This window comes from Comamonas koreensis (assembly GCF_014076495.1).
GTDB classification, from domain to species: domain Bacteria; phylum Pseudomonadota; class Gammaproteobacteria; order Burkholderiales; family Burkholderiaceae_C; genus Comamonas; species Comamonas squillarum.
On the sequence record NZ_CP043575.1, the window covers coordinates 916,430 to 934,085 of the forward strand.

20 protein-coding genes are annotated in these 17,656 nt (G+C 65.4%); 11 read left to right on the forward strand and 9 right to left on the reverse strand.

Features of this window, described 5'->3' with window-relative positions; translation table 11 throughout:
* Positions 1-17: 17 nt before the first annotated feature.
* Entirely contained in the window at positions 18-506 is a 489-nt protein-coding gene (locus F0Q04_RS04200; protein WP_182344617.1) for a MarR family winged helix-turn-helix transcriptional regulator, read from the reverse strand.
* A 189-nt stretch (positions 507-695) separates the two neighbouring features.
* Between F0Q04_RS04200 and recA the strand changes: the two genes are divergently transcribed.
* The 4 genes from recA (at position 696) to F0Q04_RS04220 (ending at position 3,233) form a co-directional block, all read left to right on the forward strand.
* Positions 696-1,772 carry a recombinase RecA gene (gene recA / locus F0Q04_RS04205; RefSeq protein ID WP_116926195.1) on the forward strand — a complete coding sequence of 359 codons (1,077 nt, stop codon included), beginning with the start codon at positions 696-698 and terminating at the stop codon, positions 1,770-1,772.
* An 87-nt stretch (positions 1,773-1,859) separates the two neighbouring features.
* Entirely contained in the window at positions 1,860-2,309 is a 450-nt protein-coding gene (gene recX / locus F0Q04_RS04210; RefSeq protein WP_182344619.1) for a recombination regulator RecX, read from the forward strand.
* Between the two features lie 84 nt (positions 2,310-2,393).
* Entirely contained in the window at positions 2,394-2,645 is a 252-nt protein-coding gene (locus F0Q04_RS04215) for a VF530 family DNA-binding protein (RefSeq protein ID WP_116926050.1), read from the forward strand.
* A gap of 108 nt (positions 2,646-2,753) precedes the next feature.
* Positions 2,754-3,233, forward strand: coding sequence for a VOC family protein (locus F0Q04_RS04220; RefSeq protein WP_116926051.1), 480 nt, complete (start codon positions 2,754-2,756; stop codon positions 3,231-3,233).
* A gap of 19 nt (positions 3,234-3,252) precedes the next feature.
* On the opposite strand, the gene yddG (F0Q04_RS04225) is transcribed toward F0Q04_RS04220, so the two are convergent.
* The 5 genes from yddG (F0Q04_RS04225) to F0Q04_RS04245 form a co-directional block, all read right to left on the reverse strand.
* Positions 3,253-4,173: an aromatic amino acid DMT transporter YddG gene (yddG, locus tag F0Q04_RS04225; RefSeq protein WP_182344621.1), complete on the reverse strand. Its 921-nt coding sequence runs from the start codon at positions 4,171-4,173 to the stop codon at positions 3,253-3,255.
* A gap of 161 nt (positions 4,174-4,334) precedes the next feature.
* Positions 4,335-4,484, reverse strand: a complete 150-nt coding sequence (locus tag F0Q04_RS04230) for a hypothetical protein (RefSeq protein WP_182344623.1) — start codon at positions 4,482-4,484, stop codon at positions 4,335-4,337.
* Positions 4,485-4,608: 124 nt separating this feature from the next.
* Entirely contained in the window at positions 4,609-5,547 is a 939-nt protein-coding gene (yddG, locus tag F0Q04_RS04235; protein WP_182344625.1) for an aromatic amino acid DMT transporter YddG, read from the reverse strand.
* 166 nt (positions 5,548-5,713) lie between these two features.
* Entirely contained in the window at positions 5,714-6,670 is a 957-nt protein-coding gene (locus F0Q04_RS04240; protein WP_182344627.1) for a 2-hydroxyacid dehydrogenase, read from the reverse strand.
* A gap of 65 nt (positions 6,671-6,735) precedes the next feature.
* A complete protein-coding gene (locus tag F0Q04_RS04245; protein WP_021026627.1) occupies positions 6,736-7,581 on the reverse strand; it encodes an IclR family transcriptional regulator in 846 nt (281 codons plus the stop codon).
* 200 nt (positions 7,582-7,781) lie between these two features.
* Between F0Q04_RS04245 and F0Q04_RS04250 the strand changes: the two genes are divergently transcribed.
* Genes F0Q04_RS04250 through F0Q04_RS04280 form a run of 7 tightly spaced genes read left to right on the forward strand, consistent with a single transcriptional unit; the run spans position 7,782 to position 14,503 of the window.
* Positions 7,782-8,855 carry an ABC transporter ATP-binding protein gene (locus F0Q04_RS04250; protein ID WP_182344629.1) on the forward strand — a complete coding sequence of 358 codons (1,074 nt, stop codon included), beginning with the start codon at positions 7,782-7,784 and terminating at the stop codon, positions 8,853-8,855.
* Positions 8,852-9,709, forward strand: coding sequence for an ABC transporter permease (locus F0Q04_RS04255; protein ID WP_116926055.1), 858 nt, complete (start codon positions 8,852-8,854; stop codon positions 9,707-9,709). The genes F0Q04_RS04250 and F0Q04_RS04255 overlap by 4 nt, the downstream gene beginning before the upstream one ends.
* Positions 9,710-9,726: 17 nt before the next feature.
* Positions 9,727-10,521, forward strand: a complete 795-nt coding sequence (locus tag F0Q04_RS04260; RefSeq protein WP_116926056.1) for an ABC transporter permease — start codon at positions 9,727-9,729, stop codon at positions 10,519-10,521.
* Positions 10,521-10,883 carry a (2Fe-2S)-binding protein gene (locus F0Q04_RS04265; protein ID WP_182344631.1) on the forward strand — a complete coding sequence of 121 codons (363 nt, stop codon included), beginning with the start codon at positions 10,521-10,523 and terminating at the stop codon, positions 10,881-10,883. The genes F0Q04_RS04260 and F0Q04_RS04265 overlap by 1 nt, the downstream gene beginning before the upstream one ends.
* Complete coding sequence (locus tag F0Q04_RS04270; RefSeq protein ID WP_116926058.1) at positions 10,880-12,313, forward strand: NAD(P)/FAD-dependent oxidoreductase; 1,434 nt, start codon at positions 10,880-10,882, stop codon at positions 12,311-12,313. The genes F0Q04_RS04265 and F0Q04_RS04270 overlap by 4 nt, the downstream gene beginning before the upstream one ends.
* Positions 12,306-13,430 carry an NAD(P)/FAD-dependent oxidoreductase gene (locus F0Q04_RS04275; protein WP_182344633.1) on the forward strand — a complete coding sequence of 375 codons (1,125 nt, stop codon included), beginning with the start codon at positions 12,306-12,308 and terminating at the stop codon, positions 13,428-13,430. Before F0Q04_RS04270 ends, F0Q04_RS04275 begins: the two co-directional genes overlap by 8 nt.
* An 11-nt stretch (positions 13,431-13,441) precedes the next feature.
* Complete coding sequence (locus tag F0Q04_RS04280; protein ID WP_027010839.1) at positions 13,442-14,503, forward strand: ABC transporter substrate-binding protein; 1,062 nt, start codon at positions 13,442-13,444, stop codon at positions 14,501-14,503.
* A gap of 100 nt (positions 14,504-14,603) precedes the next feature.
* Here the strand turns inward: F0Q04_RS04280 and F0Q04_RS04285 are convergent, their stop codons facing one another.
* From F0Q04_RS04285 to argC, 3 genes are all read right to left on the reverse strand, one after another.
* Entirely contained in the window at positions 14,604-15,725 is a 1,122-nt protein-coding gene (locus F0Q04_RS04285; protein WP_232539497.1) for a c-type cytochrome, read from the reverse strand.
* 12 nt (positions 15,726-15,737) lie between these two features.
* Positions 15,738-16,406: a c-type cytochrome gene (locus tag F0Q04_RS04290; RefSeq protein WP_232539498.1), complete on the reverse strand. Its 669-nt coding sequence runs from the start codon at positions 16,404-16,406 to the stop codon at positions 15,738-15,740.
* A 142-nt stretch (positions 16,407-16,548) separates the two neighbouring features.
* A complete protein-coding gene (argC, locus tag F0Q04_RS04295; protein WP_182344637.1) occupies positions 16,549-17,481 on the reverse strand; it encodes an N-acetyl-gamma-glutamyl-phosphate reductase in 933 nt (310 codons plus the stop codon).
* Positions 17,482-17,656 lie beyond the last annotated feature (175 nt).

Consider the following 17,656-nt stretch of genomic DNA (forward strand, 5'->3'; position numbering starts at 1 on the left):
CGGCAAAGCGCAACCGCTCAGCTGTCGGCCCCATAGACCTCCAGCCCCAGCTGTACCACGGTGGCGACCTGCTCGCCGACCTCGGCGCGGAACTCCGCCTCCGCCTGGGTGACGGCCCGCTCAAACGCCTGCAGCCACAGCAGGCCGGTCTCGGTAAAACGCACGATGCGGGCGCGGGCATCGCGCGGGTCGCGCTCGCGGGTCACCAGGTTCCAGGCTTCGCACTGGTCCACCAGCTGGGCCATGGCCTGCTTGCTCATGCCCGCGCGCGCCGCCAGGTCCACCAGGCGGTCGCCGGCCAGCGACAGGTGGCGGGTGATGTGGACATGGGCGGCGCTCACCTGGTCGCGCTCGGCCAGGTGCGACAGCGCCAGCGGCACGGCCTCGTCCTGGGCCATCAACTGCAGCACACGGGCATCAAAACGGCGCATCGCGTGGCCCAGCAGGCGGCCCATATGGGTCAGGCGCCAGCTGTCATCGGGCAAATGGGGCAGAAGAATGGGCATGGCGAGCAGCCTAAAAAGGCTGAAAAAGGGCGAAGTCGCTATTGTGCATATAGTCAACTAAACTGACTAAAAAAATGCTTCTATAAAATATACCCATCCCATAAACTACTGTTCAAGCATCCAGGCTGTATATGCAAACAGCTGGATCTCCAGATCGACGACATGACCATCAAACGCAAGGAGAAATCCATGAACGCACCCGCCACCAAACCCGAAGCCAACAGCGAAAAAGCCAAGGCCCTGGCCGCCGCCCTGGCCCAGATCGAAAAGCAGTTCGGCAAGGGCACCATCATGAAGCTGGGCGAAGGCGAAGCGGTGTCGGACATCCAGGTGGTGTCGACCGGCTCGCTGGGTCTGGACATTGCGCTGGGCGTTGGCGGCCTGCCACGCGGCCGGGTCATCGAGATCTACGGCCCTGAATCCTCGGGCAAGACCACCTTGACCCTGCAGGTGATTGCCGAGATGCAAAAGCTGGGCGGCACCTGCGCCTTCATCGATGCCGAGCATGCGCTGGACACCAGCTATGCCCAAAAGCTGGGCGTGAACCTGGGCGATATCCTGATCAGCCAGCCCGACACCGGTGAGCAGGCGCTGGAGATTGTGGACAGCCTGGTGCGCTCCGGCGCGGTGGACCTGATCGTTGTCGACTCGGTCGCGGCCCTGACCCCCAAGGCGGAAATCGAAGGCGAAATGGGTGACCAGCTGCCCGGTCTGCAGGCCCGCCTGATGAGCCAGGCACTGCGCAAGCTCACCGCCACGATCAAGAAGACCAACTGCATGGTCATCTTCATCAACCAGATCCGCATGAAGATCGGCGTGATGTTCGGCAGCCCCGAGACCACCACCGGCGGTAATGCACTGAAGTTCTACGCCTCGGTGCGCCTCGATATCCGCCGCACCGGCACCATCAAGCGTGGTGACGAGGCCATCGGCAACGAAACCAAGGTCAAGGTGGTCAAGAACAAGGTATCGCCCCCGTTCAAGACGGCCGAGTTCGACATTCTGTTTGGCGAAGGCATCTCGCGCGAAGGCGAAATTCTGGACATGGGCGTCAATGCCCGCATTATCGAGAAAAGCGGTGCCTGGTACGCCTACAACGGCGAGAAGATCGGCCAGGGCCGTGACAACTCGCGCGAGTTCTTGCGTGAGAACTCCGACCTCGCCATCGAGATCGAGAACAAGGTGCGCGAGAGCCTGAACATCAGCCTGCGCCCCGCCGAAGACGGCGTGGTGGACGGCCCGGTAGCGACCGGCACCGAAGGCTGATAGCCGCCTAGCCACAGCGCTGAGAATAGCTGCTTGTGCACAGAACCTGTGCGCAAGCAGCTATTTGTTTTATAGCAATTTGAACCGATGTCTTTCAGCAAACTCTCCCTCAAGGGCCGGGCGCTGCGCTATCTGGCGCAGCGCGAGCATTCGCGTGCCGAGCTGCTGGCCAAGCTCGGCCCCCATGTGCAAGAGGGCGAGGACCTGGCAGCCATCCTCGACGAGCTCGAAGCCAAGGGCTTCATCAGCGCCCAGCGCGTGGTCGACAGCGTGATCCACACCAAGGCCGCCCGCTATGGCGCCAGCCGCGTGCTGCAGGAGCTGCGCCACAAAGGCGTGGATGCCCTGCTGATCGCCGATGCCCGCGAGCGCCTGCGCAGCACCGAGCTGCAGCGCGCCCGCGAGGTCTGGCAACGCCGTTTTGGCGCGCCGCCCGAGAGCCCGCAGGAGCGGGCCAAGCAGATGCGCTTTCTGGCCAGCCGGGGGTTTGGTGGGGATGTGGTGCGCCAGGTGCTGCGCGGCGGAGATGACGATTAGCGGCTGAAGAGTGCCCCGCCGGGCTGCGCAGATGTGCGGCCCGCAAAGCCCCAGCCACGCGGCCCGTGCCCCGGCTGGGCGACAATGGCGGCCATGAGCACCGCCGAACAGCCCAACAACCCCCTCCATGGCCTGACCCTGGAGCACATCCTGAACGAGCTGGTCGCGTACTTTGGCTGGGAAGAGCTGGGTGAGCGCATCCCGGTGCGTTGTTTTTGCCTGGACCCGAGCATCAACTCCAGCCTGCGCTTTTTGCGCAAGACGCCCTGGGCGCGCGAGAAAGTCGAGGGTCTGTACCTGTTCATGCTGCGCGAGAAAAGGCGCAGCGGCGCCTGAGGCCTCGTCGCCCGCAGTGCGGCGGCGTCCTTGCTGTGCAGCGCTGTCCTACTTGCAGGCGGGCTGCGAGCCGCTAGGCTAGTCGTCTGTGCAAACAGGAGACCGACGATGACCGCAAAAAATACCGTATGCCTCTGGTACCAGGGGGATGCGCTCGATGCCGCGCAGTTCTATGCCCGGACTTTTCCGGACAGCTCTGTGGGCGCCGTGCACCGCGCGCCGGGGGACTACCCCGATGGCCGGCAGGGCGATGTACTGGTGGTGGAGTTCAACGTGGCGGGCATTGCCTGCATTGGGCTCAACGGCGGGCCGCATTTTCAGCACAATGAGTCCTTTTCCTTCCAGATCGCCACGGACGACCAGGCCGAGACCGACCGCCTGTGGAACGCCATCGTTGGCCATGGCGGGCAGGAAAGTGCCTGTGGCTGGTGCAAGGACCACTGGGGCATCTCCTGGCAAATCACGCCCCGCATGCTGACTGCGGCCATGTCCGACCCCGACCGCGCTGCGGCCAAGCGCGTGTTCGAGGCGATGATGGGCATGACCAAGATTGACATTGCCGCGCTGGAAGCGGCGCGCAAAGGCTGAGCAGTCAGCCCTGTGCTGCTTATGTGCTGCGGGTACACCACCAGCAGATCAGCGAGCCGGCGGTCACCAGCATCACCCCCTGCCAAAAGCTCCACGACGGCTGCACCTGCAGCCAGACGGTGCCTACCAGCGCCGACAGCACGGGCGTGAAGTACGAGCCCACGGCCATCACCGTGAGGTTGCCCGCGCGCAGGCCATGGTCCCAGCAGCTGTAGCCCAGCGCGGTGAGGCCGCTGAGCATGCACAGCTGCACGATGGCCGGCAGCGACAGGTGCAGCGCCGGCTCATCGCTGAGCGCGTACTTGACCCAGAGCACCGCGCCCACGCCCCAGAGAAAGGTGGGCAGCGCATTGGCGCCATGCGCATAGCGCTTGGCGATGACCGAGTAGCAGGGCCAGAGCCAGGCGGCCGAGAACGCCAGGCCATAGGCGAGCGGGTTGCTTTGCACATTGGCCCAGAGGCTGGCGATGGACAGCGCGCTGTCGCCCTTGAGCACCAGCACGATGCCGGCCATGGCCAGCAAGACCCCGGGCACCAGGCCTGCGCGAAAGCGCTGCAGCCCAAAAACGGTGGCCAGCACAATGGTCAGGCTCGGCCACAGGTAGTTGATCATGCCCAGCTCCAGCGTCTGGCCCCGGTTGCTGGCAAAGCCCAGCGACAGCGACAGCGCGATCTCGTAGAGCACAAACAGCAGGCCGCAGCCCCAGAGGTAGACCGGGTGCATGGCGCGCAGCTGCGCCAGGCGCGGGCGGCCAAAACGCAGCGTGACTAGCAAGGCCCCCAAGGTAAACACCGCTGCCGCCCCGCCAATGGGCCCCAGGTGCTCGGCCACGCTGCGAAACAGGCCCACTGACGTGGACCAGCACAGCACGGCCGACAGGCCAATCAAGGTGGCGCGTTGCGAAGCGGCCTGGGAAGAGGGCGTCGGGGAGGAAGACATGGGAGCGCGGCTGGGTGCAGGGACAGCTGTGAAAAGCAGCCTTGCATCCTAGCCGGAAAAGCACAGCTCTGCAGGCCTGGTAGCCAGCATCGAGCTGCTACCTGGCTGCCATTCAGTGGCGCCCGGCAGGTTGTCGCAGTGTGGCTTGGGACGATTAGCGCTTAGGCGATATGGCTGCCAAAGACCAGTGCGGCAGCAATGGTGGCCACCACGGTGAGCACGGCAAATGCGATCAGGCCACGCAGCTCCAGGCGCTTGTCGGCCTCTTGCTCGGCGGCAGTGGGGATATGGTTGGGGCGGGAGTAGTCCATGGGCAGCTCGGAAAAAACGCGGGCAACCCGCCCACTATAGTGCGCCGGGCGCGTTTGGCCAGCGGGCGACGACTAGGTGTTTGTATGTGTATACCAAACCGGCATGCATGCGGCAGCCACCCCTTTATCCGGCCAGCTTTTTTCCATCGGCCAAGGTGGGGCTGCGGGTGTACCACCAGCAGACCAACGATCCCAGCGTCACCAGCAGCACCCCTTGCCAAAAGCTCCAGGACGGCTGCACCTGCAGCCAGACGGTACCGACCAGGGCCGACAGCACGGGGGTGAAGTAAGAGCCCACGGCCATCACCGTGAGGTTGCCCGCGCGCAGGCCATGGTCCCAGCAGCTGTAGCCCAGGGCGGTCAAGCCGCTGAGCAGGCCCAGCTGCAGCAGCGCGGGCAGGGTAAAGCGCAGCGGTGGTTCGGGGCTGAGTGCGTACTTGATCCACAGCACGGCGGCCACGGCCCAGAGAAAGGCCGGCAGCGCATTGGCGCCCTGGGTGTAGCGCTTGGACACCACCGAATAGCAGGGCCAGAGGCAGGCCGCGCACAGCGCCAACGCATAGGCCAGCGGGTTGCTTTGCACATTGGCCCAGAGGCTGGCCAGCGACAGCGCGTTGTCGCCCTTGACCACCAGCACAATGCCGGCCATCGACAGCAGCACCCCCGGCACCAGGCCGGCGCGAAAGCGCTGCAGCCCCAGCACCGTGGCCATCACCAAGGTCAGGCTGGGCCAGAGGTAGTTGATCATGCCCAGCTCCAGCGTCTGGCCCCGGTGGCTGGCCCAGCCCAGGGACAGCGAGAAGGCAATTTCATTGAGCACAAACAGCAGGCCGCAGCCCAGCACATAGGCCGGGTGCATGGCCTTGAGCTGCGCGGCGCGCGGTAGGCCAAAGCGCCAGGTCACCAAGAAGGCGCTGAGCGAGAACACGCAGGCGGCCCCGCCTATCGCCCCCAGGTGTTCGGCAACGCTGCGGAACAGGCTCACCAGTGCAGACCAGCAGAGCACGGCAGAAAGCCCAATCAGCGTCGCGCGCTGGCTGGGCACAGGGGAAGGGGTGGACATGGAGAGGAGGGGATGCAGACGAGGGCGGCTCGCATCCTAGCGGCTATTGGGCGGCCCTGATGGGGCCAAGGGCTTGGCATCGCAAAACACTCGGATATGGCGCCAGTAGCGGCCTGGCAGCAGCCCGGCTTTCAGCTGCCTGGCCGGCCCCATTTACCCGGGTTGATCAGTAGCCGCGCACCCGGTCAAAGCAGTTGTCCAGCGCCTGCCCGGCCTGCCACTGCGCCATCGACAAGGCCACCTGGCGCGCCTTGGCGCGGCGGCTGGCGCTGGCGGCGATGTGGGGCGTGAGGATGACGCGCGGGTGCGTCCACAGCGGCGAGTCGGCCGGCAAGGGCTCCGGCTCGGTCACATCCAGCAGCGCACCGCCCAACTGGCCGCTGTCGAGCGCGGCCACCAGGTCGGCGCTGTGGAGCTGCGTGCCCCGGCCGGCATTGACCAGCTGGGCGCCAGCGGGAAGCTGGGCAAACAGCTGGGCATTGAGAATGCCCCGGGTTGCAGGCGTATCGGGCAGCAGGCAGATGAGCACCTGGCTGCTGCGCAAAAAGGCGGCCAGCTCGTCCTGGCCGCAGTAGCTGGTCACGCCCTCGATCTGCTTGCGCGTTTGCGACCAGCCCTGCACCGGGTAGCCCACGGCGCGCAGCATCTGCGCGGCAGCAGCCCCCAAGGTGCCCAGGCCCAGGATGCCCACGCGCAGCTCGCTGGCCACATGGGGCGGGTTGAATTCGATCCACTGCTGCTGGCGGTGCTGGGCCAGCGCGCGCGGCATGTTCTTTTGCAGCATCAAGGTGGCCATCAGGCAGAACTCGGCCATGCGCTGCTGCGACTCGCCCGTGACCATGCGCACGATGGGCAGCGCTGGCGGCAGTTCGCTATCGGCCAGGATATGGTCCACGCCAGCGGCCGAGCTGAAGATGGCCTTGAGCTGCGGATAGCGGGCCAGCGCGCCGGTCTCTGGCTCCCAGACCATCGCAAAATCCACCAGGCTGCGGTCAGCCGGCGGCCTGTTCCAGTCATGCACGACCACATGGGGTGCAAATTCGGCAAACAGGGCCGTCCATTCCGGGATCGCAGCGCTGCCGCCGCTTTTGATGATGAGGTGCAAAGGGGTGCTGGAGGCCATGGCGGGGGTCAGTAGCGCTGAAAGGGTGAGAGGGCGGGAGAAAAGGGGGTAGAGGCTGGCGCCGCTTACATCGAGCGGGTGCGGTCCCCGGTGGAGATCGCATGCATCGGGTGGCGCAAGGTCGGGTCAAAGGGGTTGATCTGGGCGCTCAGCGTTTTGGCTTCGCGCAGCAGCATGTCGCGCACGATGGGCAGGCGCTCGTCGCTCAGGCGCGCGGTGTGGGTGCCGATCGACAGGGCGGCGACCACCTGGCCACCCCGGTCAAACACCGGCACGGCCAGGCCGGCCATGCCTTCGAGCAGGCCGGAGTTCTTGGCGGTATAGCCCTGGCGGTGCGCCTTGTCGATCTCGGTGCGCATGTAGACCTCGTCATAGACGTTGTAGTGCTGCATGCGCGGCAGGTTGAAGCGCAGCACCTCCTCGCGCTCGGCCTCGGGCAGGTTGGCCAGGATGACCAGCGAGCCCTGGCCCACACCCAGCGCCACGCGCCCGCCGATATCGCCGGTGAAGGTGCGGATCGGGAACTGGCCTTCGATGCGGTCCAGGCAGACCGCGTCAAAGCCCGAGCGCACCATCAGGATCACCGTGTCATTGAGGCTGGCGCACAGGCGCAGCAGCACCGGGCGCGCCAGGCTGCGCAGGTCGCTCACCGCGCCGGCCTGGGCGGCCAGCGAGAACAAATCCAGGCTCAGCCGGTAGAGCTTGTGCACCTGGTCCTGCTCCACCATGCCCTCCTGGATCAGGCCCTGCAGCAGCCGGTGCGTGGTGGCCTGGGTCAGGCCGATTTCCTTGGCCAGATGGGTCACGCGCACGCCTTCGGTCTGGTGCGCGGCCAGCGCGCGCATCACCAAAAAGCTGCGGTGCAGGGTGCCGCGCTGGTGGCTGTTGTCCTCAGAGGTGTCGGTGCTCATGGTTTTCCGGAATAAAAATTCGGTGGATCTGATTTTTATTCCATTTATCGGAATAAATCAAATTTATCTTCCATTATCAGTGTTTACACCGTGTATGGATTCAAACCACATTCCGAAAATAGATAAATAGTTGCAAATGTCGTTCATCCGTGCGACATGGCTGACGGGCCCCGCAACCACGTGCCACCGAGGTGATTTCCATGAGTTTTCTGCGTCTCCACAACGTCTCCAAACAGTACGGCCCCAACTGGGTGGTCAGCCAGTTCAACCTGGATGTGCAAAAGGGCGAGTTCGTCTCCTTGCTCGGCCCCTCGGGCTGCGGCAAGACCACGAGCTTGCAGATGATTGCCGGCTTTGTGGATGTGACCGAAGGCCGTATTGAGCTCGACGGCAAGGACATCACGCGCGCCAAGGCCAATGAGCGCGGCCTGGGCATCGTGTTCCAGACCTATGCGCTGTTCCCGCACATGACCGTGCGTGAGAACGTCGAGTTTGGCCTGGAGATGCGCAAGGTGGCGCAGCCCGAGCGCAGCGAGCGCGCCAGCGAAGCGCTGGCCCTGGTGCACCTGGGGCCCTATGCCGACCGCTACCCGCGTGAACTCTCGGGCGGCCAGCGCCAGCGCGTGGCCCTGGCCCGGGCGCTCGTCATCAAGCCACCGGTGCTGCTGCTCGATGAGCCGCTGTCCAACCTCGATGCCAAGTTGCGCGAGGAGATGCAGTTCGAGCTGCGCGAGATTCAGCGCAAGGTGGGCACGACCACCATCATGGTCACGCATGACCAAAGCGAGGCGATGTCGATCAGTGACCGCGTCGTGGTGATGGAGGCCGGCCGCATCACCCAGGTGGACACGCCGCACACGGTGTACGAGCACCCGCACAACGCCTTTATCTCCACCTTTGTCGGCAAGGCCAACCTGCTGCAGGCCACCGTGCATGCCCAGGGCGGCCAGTGGCTGGCGCATGTGGGCGATGTGCAGATGGCGGTGCAGGATGTGCCCGCCGCTGCGGCCAGCCACGGCACGCGTTTGTTGCTGGGCCTGCGCCCCGAGAAAATCCAGCTGTCGGCCTCGTTGCCCGGCCGCACCCAGGGTACCGTGCGCGAGCGCTTCTTCCTGGGCAACCTGTGGCTCTACACCGTGGAATGCCCGCTGGGCAGCATCACCGTGACGGCAGCCAACGATGGCGACGCGCCCCACCAGGTGGGCAGCCAGGTGGGTATCGACTGGTCCGATCGCAATGTGCGCCTGATCGCTGGTGACGGGGTGGCCGCATGAGCGAGCGCCGCACCTGGGCCCCCTGGGCCATGAGCGCTCCGGCGCTGCTGCTGTTTGCGGTGATGCTGGCCGTGCCGCTGCTGCTGACCACCATCCTGTCCTTCAATGCCTACCACGTGGACACCGGCCCGGTCGCGGGCAGCTTCACGTTTGAGCACTATGTGCACATCGTCACCGACAGCTACTACTACGAGATCTTCTGGCGTACCTTGTGGATCTCGGGCCTGGTCACCCTGATCTGCATCGCCATCGGCGCGCCCGAGGCCTACATCCTGAGCAAGATGCGCGCGCCCTGGCGCTCCATCTTCTTGCTGATCATCCTGGCGCCGCTGCTGATTTCGGTGGTGGTGCGGGCCTTTGGCTGGAGCATGCTGCTGGGCCCAGAAGGGCTGATCAATGACATCTTCCGCCTGGTGGGCATCGGCCCGGTCAAGCTGCTCTACAACGAGACGGCCATCGTCATTGCACTGGTGCATGTGATGCTGCCCTTCATGGTGATCCCCGTCTGGACCTCGCTGCAAAAGCTCGATCCTTCGGTCGAGAGCGCCTCGCTGTCGCTGGGTGCCTCGCACTTCACCACCTTGCGCCGCGTGGTGTTTCCGCAGGTGCTGCCCGGCATTCTCTCGGGCAGCCTGATCGTGTTTGGCCTGGCTGCCAGCTCGTTTGCGATTCCGGGCCTGCTGGGCGGGCGCCGGGTCAAGATGGTGGCCACTCTGATCTATGACGAGTACCTGCACGAGCTGAACTGGCCGCTGGGCGCAGCCATCGCCTTTGTGCTGCTGGCCGCCAACCTGGTGATCATGCTGGGCTGGAACCGCATGGTTGAAGGCCGCTACAAGAAGACCCTGGGCTGAGAGGCGAGGTAACTGACATGCAAAAAAACGGACCCATTGCCCTTATCTTCAACGCGCTGGTCATCATCTTCATGCTGGCGCCGCTGGTGATCGTCTGCCTGGTGGCCTTCACCCCGGCCGAGACCCTGACCTTGCCGACCACCAGCTTCTCGCTGCGCTGGTTTGAGCAGGTGCTGCACCATGCCGACTTTGTCCAGTCGTTCTGGAACAGCCTGGGCCTGGCGGTGGCGGCTGCCTCCATCTCGACGGCGCTGGCCGTGCCCGCTGCCATTGCGCTGGTGCGCTATGAGATCCCCGGCCGTGGCGCGCTGCAGGCGCTGTTCCTGTCGCCGCTGATCATTCCTCACCTGGTGCTGGGTGTGGCGATGCTGCGCATGTTCTCGCTGGTGGGTGGCCAGGGCAGCTTTGGCTGGCTGATCTTTGCCCATGCGCTGGTGGTGATGCCCTACACCATGCGCCTGGTGATGGCCGCGCTGATTGGCTTTGACCGCAGCGCCGAGCAGGCCGCCTACTCGCTGGGCGCGAGCAATGCCAAGGTGTTCCAGCGCATCACCTTGCCGATGATTCTGCCCGGCATCACCGGCGGCTGGCTGCTGGCCTTCATCAACAGCTTTGACGAGCTGACCATGTCGATCTTTGTGGTCTCGCCCAGCACGGTGACCTTGCCGGTGCGCATGTACATGTATGCCACCGAGTCGCTGGACCCGATGATGGCAGCAGTGTCGGCGCTGATCGTTTTCATCACGCTGGGGCTGATGCTCTTGCTCGACAAGGTCTATGGCCTGGACCGCATCCTGATCGGCAAGCACTGATGGCACACGCTACTCCCCTTTTGCCGGCCGGCCAGCTGGTGCGCCTCAAGGAGCAGGGCCGCGCGCCGCTGCACTTCGTGCTCAACGGCCAGCCGGCCCGGGCGCTGCAGGGCGACACGGTGCTGACTGCCGTGCTGACCCAGTCGGCCCAGCTGCGCAGCCATGAGTTTGCCCACACCCCGCGCGCGGGCTTTTGCATGATGGGCGCCTGCCAGGACTGCTGGGTCACGCTGGGTGGTGAGCAGGCTGGCCGCAAGCTGCGCGCCTGCTCGACCTTGCTGCAGGCGGGCATGCAGATCTGTACCACGACAGAGGCCGTGGCCCAGGCTACCGCCACGAATGCCAGCCAGGTGCAACCATGATCGGCAGCGATTTCTACCTGGACGATCCCCGGCCCGCCGACGGCCCGCCCGTCATCGTGGGTGCCGGGCCCGCCGGCATCCGCGCCGCGCAAACCCTGCTGGCCCATGGCCTGCGCCCGGTGGTCATTGACGAGGCACCCCAGGCCGGAGGCCAGATCTACCGCCGCCAGCCCGATGGCTTTGGCCGCACGCCCAAGGATCTGTATGGCTTTGAGGCCGGCCGCGCCAGCGACCTGCACCAGACCTTTGACCGCCTGCGCCCGCAGCTGGACTACCGGCCTGACACGCTCGTCTGGAACGCCCAGGGCCACAGCCTGGACCTGCTGCACACGGCGCAGCGCACTGCCAATACCCTGCGCTGGCGCGATCTGATCGTCGCCACCGGCGCCACCGACCGGGTGCTGCCTTTGCCCGGCTGGACCCTGCCGGGTGTCTACACCTTGGGCGGCGCCCAGGTGGCCTTGAAGTACCAGGGCTGTGCGATTGGTGACGCGGTGGTGTTTGCCGGCACCGGCCCCTTGCTGTATCTGGTGGCCTACCAGTACGCCAAGGCCGGTGGTCGGGTGCTGGCAGTGCTGGATACGGCCCCGGCGGTGCAGCGCTACAAGGCGGCACCCGCCATGCTGGCCCAGCCGGCGGTGGCGGCCAAGGGCGTGTATTTTTTGAGCTGGCTGATGTTCCACGATGTGCCGGTGCACCATGGCGTGCAGCTGCTGCGCGCCGAAGGCGCAGACCGCGTGCAGGCCCTCGTGTGGAAGGATGCACAGGGCGCCGAACAGCACACCGCCTGCAGCGCCATCGGCCTGGGCTATGCGCTGCGGCCCGAGACGCAGCTGGCCGATCTGCTGGGCTGCGAGTTCGCCTTTGCCCCCTTGCACCGCTGTTATGTGCCGCAGATCGATGCCGACCGGCGCAGCAGCGTGCCCGGCGTCTATTTGGCGGGCGATGGCGCCGGCATCATGGGGGCTGACGCGGCCGAGATGTCGGGCGAGCTGGCCGCACTGGCTTTGCTGCAGGACCGGGGCATTGCAACCGATGCAGCGCGCCAGGCCAAGCTGCGCCAGCAGCTGGACAAGACGCAGCAGTTCCGCCAGGCGCTGGAGGTGGCGTTTCCCTTTCCCGACGACTGGGCGGCGCGTGCGCCCGATGCGCTGGTGGTCTGCCGCTGCGAAAACATCACGGCGGCTGAGCTGCGCGCTACCGCTGCCACCCAGCCGCAGGGCGATATCAACCGCATCAAGGCGCTGTGCCGGGTTGGCATGGGCCGCTGCCAGGGCCGCATGTGCGGTGTGGCCGCGACCGAGATCCTGGCCGACACCTTGAAGGTGCCGGTGGCGCAGATAGGCCGCATCCGGGGCCAGGCGCCGATCAAGCCCCTGCCGCTGGACATGACCGTGGTCAGCACGGACCAGGAGGCCAGCCATGGTTAAGCAACTGGCCACCGAGGTGGTGGTGATTGGTGGCGGCATCATGGGCGCGAGCACGGCGCTGTTTTTGCGCAAACGCGGCATCCAGGTGGTGGTGGTCGAGCGCGATCTCTGCGGCTCGCGCTCCAGCGGCGTCAACTTTGGTGGTGTGCGCCGCCAGGGGCGGTCGCTGGCGATGCTGCCGCTGTCGCAACGCTCTCATCAGCACTGGGGGCGCCTGACCGAGTTGATTGGCACCGAGGCCGAGTACGAGCGCTCGGGCCACTTCAAGATTGCCCGCTCGCAGGCGGATATGGAATCGTTAGTGCGCTATGCCGAGAAGACGCGCGACTGTGGGCTGGACCTGCAGCTGCTCGATGGCGCGGAGCTGCACAAGCGCTTTCCGGTAGGCGGCGCCAAGGTGGTGGGTGGTTCCTTCTGCCCAGACGATGGCCAGGCCAATCCGCGCCTGCTGTCGCCGGCCTTTGCCACGGCGGCCGCGCGGGCCGGCGCCCAGGTGTTCGAGCACAGCCCCGTGCTGGATGTGGCGCACAATGGCCAGCGCTTTGTGGTGCGCACGCCCGAGATGGAGATCCGCGCGAATGTGGTGGTCAACGCCGCAGGCGCCTGGGCCGGGCAGTTTGCCGAGCAGTGCGGCGAGCCGGTGCCCATGCGCATCCGGCCGCCGGCCATGGGCGTGACCGAGCCCTTGCCCTTCTTTTTGCACTGGAGCCTGGGCGTGGAGGGCGGCAGCATCTACTGCCGCCAGGTGCGCCGGGGCAATGTGGTGTTTGGCGGCGGGCCCGGCCTGGTGCTGGACGACACCCGTGCGCGCAACCGCCACACCACCGTCTGGGCGCAGCTGCCGCAGCTGGTGGAGCTGCTTCCCCAGTTGAAGAACGCCCAGCTGATCCGCACCTGGAGCGGCAACGAAGGCGCCTTGCCCGACCACGAGCCCATCATCAGCGCCAGCAGCCGCCAGGCCGGTCTCTACCATGCCTTTGGCTTTGCCGGCGGGGGCTTCCAGCTCGGACCGGGCGTGGGCGATGTGATGGCCGAGCTGATTGCCCAGGGCCGCAGCAGCACGCCGATCGATGCTTTCCGTATAGACCGATTTACCGACCCCGCATGTTCAACCTGAAAGGAATCCACATGTCTTCTTGGACGACGACCCTCAAAACTCCTGTGCGCGCCATCGCCCTGATGGCCTCTGTGGTGGCTGCGGCCAGCGCGGTGCAGGCACAGACCAAAACCATCTACATCGGCATGAATGGCGGCAACATGGAGCGCACCTACTCGCAGTTCGTGTTCCCCGCGTTCGAGAAGGCCAACAACGTCAAGGTGGTGGTGGTGCCGGGCACCTCGACCGATATCCTGGCCAAGGCCCAGGCCTCCAAGGACAAGGCCCAGATGCAGGTCATGACCCTGGATGACGGCGTGATGTACCGCGCCATCAGCATGGGCCTGTGCGAAAAGCTCAAGCCCGCTGCCGGCTACAGCGAGATCCCGGACATCGCCAAGATCAAGGACAGCGCGATCGGCCTGTCGATGGGCCTGACCGGCCTGGCCTACAACACCAAGATGTTTGCCGAAAAGGGTTGGGCAGCACCCACTTCCTGGAACGACCTGGCCGACCCCAAGCTCAAGGGCAAGGTGGTGGTGCAGTCGATGCCGGCATCGTCGTTTGGCCTGCATGCCTTCCTGATGTTCAACCGCCTCAAGGGCGGCAACGAAAAGAACGTGGACCCGGCCTTCAAGGCCTGGCCGACGACCATTGGCCCGAATGTGGTGGAGTACATCCCCAACTCGTCCAAGGTGGTGGAGATGATGCAGGCCGGTGATGCCGCCATCTTCCCCTACACCCTGACGCAGGCCGAGCTGATGAAGTCCAAGGGCATCCCGATGGAATATGTGGCGCCCAAGGAAGGCGCGGTCGTGCTGATGACCGCCATGTGCGTGCTTAACAACAACCCCGAGTCCGAGCTGGCGCAAAAGCTGGTGGAGTACCTGGTGAGCCCGGAAGCCCAGGCGCTGGCGATGGAAAACGGCAGCTACAACCCCGTGAACCCCAAGACCAAGCTGCAAGGCAAGCCAGCCGAAGAGCAGAACAAGATGAACGCCATCTTGAAGAACGCCGTGGCCGTGGACTGGGATGTGGTCAACGCCGACCGCCCCGAGTGGAACAAGCGCTGGAACCGCACGGTGGAGCGCTGATCACCGGCAGGTGCCTGGTGGCATAGCTCCCGGCACCTGATTGGACCGATAGCAAAGCTGCCAACGCATGCCCTCTACAGGGGCGGCATTGGCAGTTTTTTTATGGGGTGCCCCGGCCCAGTTGCTGGCTGTTGACGGTCTGGCCGTAGAGCGAGAACTCGCTGTCGTGGAAGCGCTTTCGCGTATCTGCAATATTGCCGGTAAAGCGCGGGTCCTGCGGGCGCTCGTGGCTGTTGATGTAGGTCGCCACATCCCAGGCGTCCTGGTCGCTGAGCGTATTGCCTTTGCCCAGCGGCATATTGGCTTTGATAAAGCCGGTGGCCTTGTCCACCTCATGCATGCCGGCGCCCCAGTTGTACGAATGCTTGCCCCAGAGGGGAGGGAAGACCTGCACATCGCCGCTGCGCTGGCCCTGGCCGTCATCGCCATGGCACAGCGCGCACTGGGCGTTGAACACCTTCTGGCCGCGCGCATAGTCGGGCACCTGGGCGGGTTTGGCCACCTTGGGGTAGCCGGCGCCGGGCAGCTTCTCCCCCACTGGCGCGCCCTTGGACATCCAGTAGGCATAGGCCTCCAGTGCTACCAACACCTCATCGCCATGGGGCGGGGCCTTGCCGTTCATGCTGTACATGAAGCAGCCGCGCAGGCGTTCGGAGAAGGTGTCCACGCTCTTGGTCTTGCTGCGGTAGGCCGGGTATTGCGTGTAGGCGCCCCACAGCGGCGCGGAGTGGGCGGCGCGCCCTGCATCCAGGTGGCAGTTGACGCAGTTGAGCGTATTGCCGACAAAGGCCTTGGCCTGTGTGCTGGTGTGCAGAAATATCTGCTCGCCCCGGCGGACCACATCGCCCATCGGGCCTTCGGGAATCGCATCGGCGGCGGGCGGGGCAAAGGCGGTAGTGCTGGCAGCAGCTGGCGCTTTGGCTGCGCTGGCGGTGGCAGCTGCTGGGGCTGGTTGGGCTGCATCCGATGCGGCGGTAGCGGGTGCGGGGCTGGGGGTGGCGGGTGCTGCTGTTTTTTGCGCGGTCTGGGCGGGCGCTGCGGCGGGCCGCTCATGGGCCAGCTCGCCCATGCTCTGGCTCACCTGCACGCCAAAGCTGATGGCGGCCACGAGCACGATGGCGACGACAACCACCACAAAGATCTTGAGGTACTGCCACTCGCTGTGCTGGACGCGGGCCTGCTCCTCAGGCGTTTCCACATGGTTGGGGCGCTGGTAATCCATGGGATTCTCCGCTCAAGGCTTGGCGGCGCCCGAGGCGCCGGCGTAGTACTGGGCGATGGCGTTGACATCATCGCTGCTGAGCTTTTTGGCAATGCCTTCCATCAGGCCCAGCGGCCCGGGCGGGCGGCTGCCTTTTTTCCAGGCATCAATCTGCTCTTGCATATAGCTGGCGCTGAGCTTGGCAATGGCGGGGAAATGCGCACCCACGCCAGCGCCACCAGGCCCATGGCAGCTGCTGCAGGCAGGTATGCCATCTTGCATGCGGCCACGCTCTACCAGCCAGGCGCCCTTGTCTTTGGCATCGGCCTGGCCCGGCGTGGCGGCAATGCCCGATGGCAGACTGGCAAAGTAAGCGGCAACATCGGCGCGCTGTTGCGGCGTCAAACCCTTGGCGATGGGCGCCATGATGGGGTTGCCACGCGCGCCATCGGCAAAGGCATCCAACTGCGAGCGCAGATAGCTGGCGCCCTGGCCGGCCAGTGGCGGGAAGGCAGCCATGCCCTGGCCTTTGGACCCATGGCAGCTGGCGCAGGAGGCCACGCTGGGCGGCAGGCCGTTGTTGGCGATCTGCTCGCCTTGTTGGGGGTTGGCGTTTTGGGCCTGGGCGGCTGCACAAAGCAGCAGCGCCCAAGGCCAGACAGCGCCAAGCTGGCGCAGCGGGCGTGTGGGGCGTTGTCTCATCGTGTTATGGCTGTAGTTTGGACCCATGTTAGGCAGAGAATGCCTGGGGCGGTGTCGGCCAATGTCGATGGTGTTGCACACCCCGCGCGCATGAAAAAAGCCGCTGGCGAGCGGCTTTTCTGGCGGAGGGTGAGGGCTGAATTTACAGGTTCAGCATCAGCTTGAGGTTTTGCACCGCAGCGCCGCTGGCGCCCTTGCCCAGGTTGTCCAGGCGGGCGATGACCACGGCCTGGCGCAGCTGCTCGTTGCCGAACACGCGGATCTCCAGCTTGTTGGTGCCTGCCAAGGTATCGGCGGCCAGCTTGTTGTCGTTGGTGGGCGGCAGCACCTGCACCCATTGTTCGTCTTGGTTGGTCTTGGCGTAGTGGGCGGCCAGGGCGCCATGCAGATCGCTCAAGAGCGGCTTGCCGGGCAACTCATCGAGGTGCAGCGGCAGCTGCACCAGCATGCCCTGGGCAAAGTTGCCGACCGCAGGGATGAACACCGGGCGGCGGGTCAGGCCGGTGTATTTCAGGATTTCGGGGATGTGCTTGTGCGTCAGGCCCAGCGCGTAGGCCTCATACGGTGCGGCACCGCCGGCCTCATAGGCTTCCATCATCTGGCGGCCGCCGCCCGAGTAGCCGGAGACCGAGGGCAGTGCCAGCGCGGCATCGGCAGGGACCAGGCCAGCATCGATCAGCGGGCGCAGGATGGCGATGGCGCCAGTGGCATAGCAGCCGGGGTTGGAGACGCGCTTGGCCGCTTGCACGGCGCTTTTCTGGCCCGCGCTCAGCTCGGGGAAGCCATAGACCCACTGGTCGTTGACGCGGTGGGCGGTGGAGGCATCGATGATGCGGATGCTGCGGCCGGTTTCCTGCTCGATGGCATCGACCATGGCCGTGGTGTCCTTGGCGGCATCGTCGTGCAGGCAGAGGATGACCAGGTCCACGCCAGCGATCAGCGCGCGTTTGGCCTCTGGGTCCTTGCGCAGCTCGGGCGCAATGCTTACCAACTCCACGCCGGGCATATCCACCAGGCGTTCGCGAATCTGCAAACCGGTGGTGCCAGCTTCGCCGTCGATAAACACTTTTGCCATTGCCATCACTCCTGCTGCGGGTTGGCGCCTGCGAGGCTGCGGGCGCTTGGGGTTCGGGAAAGTGCTTATTGTCATACAAAGCGGCGCAACGCGTGCAGGAGGACGGCAAATTTGCAGTCCGGTCTGACCAGGGCTTGTGCGATGCGCCGGACATGCTGTTTTGGTGCCTGTGATG

What these genes read in the sequence shown, in the direction of transcription:
- F0Q04_RS04265 (WP_182344631.1), top strand. Translation starts at nt 10,521, where the DNA reads ATGGCACACGCTACTCCCCTTTTGCCGGCCGGCCAGCTGGTGCGCCTC.
- F0Q04_RS04260 (WP_116926056.1), top strand. Translation starts at nt 9,727, where the DNA reads ATGCAAAAAAACGGACCCATTGCCCTTATCTTCAACGCGCTGGTCATC.
- recX (WP_182344619.1), top strand. Translation starts at nt 1,860, where the DNA reads ATGTCTTTCAGCAAACTCTCCCTCAAGGGCCGGGCGCTGCGCTATCTG.
- F0Q04_RS04280 (WP_027010839.1), top strand. Translation starts at nt 13,442, where the DNA reads ATGTCTTCTTGGACGACGACCCTCAAAACTCCTGTGCGCGCCATCGCC.
- F0Q04_RS04250 (WP_182344629.1), top strand. Translation starts at nt 7,782, where the DNA reads ATGAGTTTTCTGCGTCTCCACAACGTCTCCAAACAGTACGGCCCCAAC.
- F0Q04_RS04230 (WP_182344623.1), bottom strand. Translation starts at nt 4,484, where the DNA reads ATGGACTACTCCCGCCCCAACCATATCCCCACTGCCGCCGAGCAAGAG.
- F0Q04_RS04285 (WP_232539497.1), bottom strand. Translation starts at nt 15,725, where the DNA reads ATGGATTACCAGCGCCCCAACCATGTGGAAACGCCTGAGGAGCAGGCC.
- F0Q04_RS04215 (WP_116926050.1), top strand. Translation starts at nt 2,394, where the DNA reads ATGGCGGCCATGAGCACCGCCGAACAGCCCAACAACCCCCTCCATGGC.
- F0Q04_RS04200 (WP_182344617.1), bottom strand. Translation starts at nt 506, where the DNA reads ATGCCCATTCTTCTGCCCCATTTGCCCGATGACAGCTGGCGCCTGACC.
- F0Q04_RS04270 (WP_116926058.1), top strand. Translation starts at nt 10,880, where the DNA reads ATGATCGGCAGCGATTTCTACCTGGACGATCCCCGGCCCGCCGACGGC.
- argC (WP_182344637.1), bottom strand. Translation starts at nt 17,481, where the DNA reads ATGGCAAAAGTGTTTATCGACGGCGAAGCTGGCACCACCGGTTTGCAG.
- yddG (WP_182344621.1), bottom strand. Translation starts at nt 4,173, where the DNA reads ATGTCTTCCTCCCCGACGCCCTCTTCCCAGGCCGCTTCGCAACGCGCC.
- F0Q04_RS04220 (WP_116926051.1), top strand. Translation starts at nt 2,754, where the DNA reads ATGACCGCAAAAAATACCGTATGCCTCTGGTACCAGGGGGATGCGCTC.
- F0Q04_RS04290 (WP_232539498.1), bottom strand. Translation starts at nt 16,406, where the DNA reads ATGAGACAACGCCCCACACGCCCGCTGCGCCAGCTTGGCGCTGTCTGG.
- F0Q04_RS04240 (WP_182344627.1), bottom strand. Translation starts at nt 6,670, where the DNA reads ATGGCCTCCAGCACCCCTTTGCACCTCATCATCAAAAGCGGCGGCAGC.
- F0Q04_RS04275 (WP_182344633.1), top strand. Translation starts at nt 12,306, where the DNA reads ATGGTTAAGCAACTGGCCACCGAGGTGGTGGTGATTGGTGGCGGCATC.
- yddG (WP_182344625.1), bottom strand. Translation starts at nt 5,547, where the DNA reads ATGTCCACCCCTTCCCCTGTGCCCAGCCAGCGCGCGACGCTGATTGGG.
- recA (WP_116926195.1), top strand. Translation starts at nt 696, where the DNA reads ATGAACGCACCCGCCACCAAACCCGAAGCCAACAGCGAAAAAGCCAAG.
- F0Q04_RS04255 (WP_116926055.1), top strand. Translation starts at nt 8,852, where the DNA reads ATGAGCGAGCGCCGCACCTGGGCCCCCTGGGCCATGAGCGCTCCGGCG.
- F0Q04_RS04245 (WP_021026627.1), bottom strand. Translation starts at nt 7,581, where the DNA reads ATGAGCACCGACACCTCTGAGGACAACAGCCACCAGCGCGGCACCCTG.